The sequence below is a fragment of the Stenotrophomonas sp. genome, assembly GCF_050737075.1.
GTDB lineage: Bacteria > Pseudomonadota > Gammaproteobacteria > Xanthomonadales > Xanthomonadaceae > Stenotrophomonas.
The window spans coordinates 1-2753 of sequence record NZ_JBOHXV010000175.1; the positions used below are offsets into that span (position 1 = coordinate 1).

At 64.4% G+C, this 2753-nt stretch carries 6 protein-coding genes; all 6 read left to right on the top strand.

Features of this window, described 5'->3' with window-relative positions:
• The first annotated feature begins 104 nt into the window (after positions 1 to 104).
• The 6 genes from ACREPD_RS22035 (at position 105) to ACREPD_RS22060 (ending at position 2662) form a co-directional block, all read left to right on the top strand.
• Positions 105 to 407 carry a hypothetical protein gene (locus ACREPD_RS22035; RefSeq protein ID WP_431601273.1) on the top strand — a complete coding sequence of 101 codons (303 nt, stop codon included), beginning with the start codon at positions 105 to 107 and terminating at the stop codon, positions 405 to 407.
• 83 nt (positions 408 to 490) lie between these two features.
• Positions 491 to 1054, top strand: a complete 564-nt coding sequence (locus ACREPD_RS22040; RefSeq protein ID WP_431601274.1) for a transglycosylase SLT domain-containing protein — start codon at positions 491 to 493, stop codon at positions 1052 to 1054.
• A gap of 234 nt (positions 1055 to 1288) precedes the next feature.
• A complete protein-coding gene (gene lysC / locus ACREPD_RS22045; protein WP_431601275.1) occupies positions 1289 to 1741 on the top strand; it encodes an Rz1-like lysis system protein LysC in 453 nt (150 codons plus the stop codon).
• A gap of 95 nt (positions 1742 to 1836) precedes the next feature.
• Entirely contained in the window at positions 1837 to 2091 is a 255-nt protein-coding gene (locus ACREPD_RS22050; RefSeq protein ID WP_431601276.1) for a TraR/DksA C4-type zinc finger protein, read from the top strand.
• A complete protein-coding gene (locus ACREPD_RS22055; RefSeq protein WP_431601277.1) occupies positions 2088 to 2360 on the top strand; it encodes a hypothetical protein in 273 nt (90 codons plus the stop codon). The genes ACREPD_RS22050 and ACREPD_RS22055 overlap by 4 nt, the downstream gene beginning before the upstream one ends.
• 5 nt (positions 2361 to 2365) lie before the next feature.
• Positions 2366 to 2662, top strand: a complete 297-nt coding sequence (locus ACREPD_RS22060) for a VpaChn25_0724 family phage protein (protein WP_431601278.1) — start codon at positions 2366 to 2368, stop codon at positions 2660 to 2662.
• The last annotated feature ends 91 nt before the right edge of the window (positions 2663 to 2753 follow it).

Sequence of the window (2753 nt, forward strand, 5' to 3'; positions counted from 1 at the left end):
CTGTGCAGGCAGGGCAACGGTGTTGAAACGTTGAAGCGCGCCGCGCACCCCTGCCCACTGCCGGCGGCGGTCTGTCGCCGCCGGCTCCTTTGCAGGAGCTGCGCATGTCATCGTTGAAATCTGCTGTATCCCGCACCCTGGACCGAATCGGTTACGTGTGGTTGTGGGTTGCCATCAGCCTGGTGCTGCTGGCGTTTGTTGTTCCGCTGAATCCGGCCAAGGCTGGCGCCTACTTGTGGGCGGTCAGCAAGATCGCCGCCGGTGGCGCGCTGGGCTATGGGTTTGACTGGGCGTACTTCCGCGGCGGTGATCCAGCCGGGCTAGAAGGCATTGAGCGCTCGATGGCTCAGGCTCGCAGGGCCACCATCGTTGCAGCCGCCATCATCGGCGTGGGGCTGATCGGGTGAGCCTGCGTCTACGCTGTTGGTCCGCATCAGTCGCAATGGTTCTTGCACTCACTGGCCCTTCGGCATGGGCCAGTAGCAGCATTGTGATTCCCGAAGCATCGGCACTGCATCGGCACCGCGTCGAACGGGTAGTCGCCGATGTGTGGGGCGTCAATGCGTCCCCTGCGCGGCTAGCTGCGCAACTGCACCAGGAAAGCGGCTGGCGACTGAAGGCACGCTCACCGGTTGGCGCGCAGGGTATTGCCCAGTTCATGCCAGAAACTGCCCGCTGGATGGCGGAGAGGTTCCCCGCCGAGCTTGGGGAGTTCGATCCATGGGACCCGGTCCAGGCGATTCACGCCGCAGCACTCTATGACAAATGGTTATTGGAGCGCGTGCAGCCCATCGGCTGGACGCCCTTGAGTGAGTGTAGTCGCTGGTCCTTCGCCCTCCGTGGCTACAACGGCGGTGAGGCATGGCTTCTACGCGAGCGTGGCCTGACCATTGCGGGGCGAGCCGATGCCAATGACTGGAGACAGGTCGAGCGGTTCCGCGCTCGTGGCACTGGTCCACATGCAGAGAACATCGCCTACTCGCGCCGCATCCTGATGACCTTGGAGCCAGCCTACATTGCAGCTGGCTGGCCAGGCGCGGCGGTGTGCCAATGAAGGTCGCCATTCAATTGGTGCTTTGGTTGGGGGTCGCTGTGGCGGCATTCGTGGGCGGCTGCGACTGGCAAGACGGAAGGGCCGCGAGGGACGACAACCGTCAGCTGCGCGACAACCTGCAACAGCTGTCTCAAACCGCCGATGCGCTTCGCCAAAGCGCTGTTCAAAACACCCTGAACTATGACGCTGCCATCCGTCGCCTGGATGAAGTGGCTCGGGGACGAGAGGAAGACCGTGAAGACATTCAACAATGGGCAAGCGAACAGCGGCAATCGCTGCAGGAGCTGGCCCGCGCTCATCCTGAGCTGGGCAAGCATGCTGGTGCTGGCGTCCTGCAGCACTGGAACCGCAGTAATGCCGGTCCAGACCCATCCGGCACCGGTGCCGCCCCCACCGACGCTTCCCGCCAGCCTGGTGCAGCCGTGCCCGGCACTACCAGCGGCACCGAGCGACGAGTGGATCGTGCTGATCGGCAATCACGATCAGGTGGCCGAGCAGTATCACGACTGCCGCAGTCGCATGGCACGGCTCCTCGAAGCGGCTCAGCAGTGGGAAGTGACCGCATGGCAATGGTACTGCGCAGCCGCGCGCGAGGCCGGCTTGACGGTAGAGCGTTGCCCGCATGAGCCCTCAGCGGGCCTCGCCCCCAACAATTCCAATGCGCGATCTGATCAAGCTGCGCGATGAGTACCGTGCGACAGCGGCTCAGATGTCACTTACCGAGCGCAGCAGCCGCGACCCCAATGCGGTAGATCGGCTGCGTGCCAGGGCAAGCGCGTTCCATGGCTGTATCGCCGACCTCAGTGATCTTATCGACGGGAGGAAGCACCCCAGTGATCGACGCCGCTGACCGCGCTAACTCTGACGAAGCACGCGCGTGGGAGCTGTTCGAGGCCAGCCGACCCCGACTGGATGGCGCCGCGCCTGCCGAGAGGGACTGTCTGGACTGCGGCGAGCCGATCCCGTCTGAACGCCTGCAGGCCGTACCGCTCACGCGCCGCTGCCAGCCCTGTGCTGGCGAGGTCGAACGCCGATGAATGGACCTTCGACCAACGATCTGCTCGTCGGCGGGTTGATTCTGCTGCTCGCCGTTGGGCTGGCCAATCTGCTGATCGGCGTACTGCTGTGGTGGCGCCACGTCAGCTTGGTTGCGCGTGTGACCCGGCTGGAAGTCTATCGCGAGCAAGCCCTGACCCATACCGATGTTCGACTGGTCTATGAACGCCTGTCGTCCATGGAAGGCCAGGTACAGACCACCAACCGGCTGCTGCAGACCGTCCAGCAGCACCTTCTGGAGAATGAATGATGAACATGCCTTTTGCTCAGCGCCTGCGCGAGGACCGTCGCCTGGTGTTGCTGCGCTTGCTGCAGGAGCAGCGTGGCTACATGGCCAACTCGTCCGTCCTGCACGCAGGCCTCCAGTTTATGGGCGTGGCCAGCACCCGTGACGATGTGCGCACCGACCTGGCGTGGCTGCAGGAACAGGATCTGGCGGCGCTGTCCGAGGTGGTTCCCGGCGTGCTGGTGGCCACTCTGACCGCTCGAGGCGGCGATGTGGCGACCGGACAGGCCGTTGTCCCCGGCGTCAGCCGCCCCAGCCCGAAGTGAAGACATGAGCAAGCGCCGCGCCAAATCCAGTATCAGCCGATTGCCGGCGGAACAGCGCGCCAGCGTCGAGCGCATGTTGCGTGAGGATCGG

Excerpts from the sequence above, each read along its gene's own strand:
- ACREPD_RS22055 (WP_431601277.1), top strand. The coding sequence starts at position 2,088 with ATGAATGGACCTTCGACCAACGATCTGCTCGTCGGCGGGTTGATTCTG.
- ACREPD_RS22050 (WP_431601276.1), top strand. The coding sequence starts at position 1,837 with ATGGCTGTATCGCCGACCTCAGTGATCTTATCGACGGGAGGAAGCACC.
- ACREPD_RS22035 (WP_431601273.1), top strand. The coding sequence starts at position 105 with ATGTCATCGTTGAAATCTGCTGTATCCCGCACCCTGGACCGAATCGGT.
- ACREPD_RS22060 (WP_431601278.1), top strand. The coding sequence starts at position 2,366 with ATGCCTTTTGCTCAGCGCCTGCGCGAGGACCGTCGCCTGGTGTTGCTG.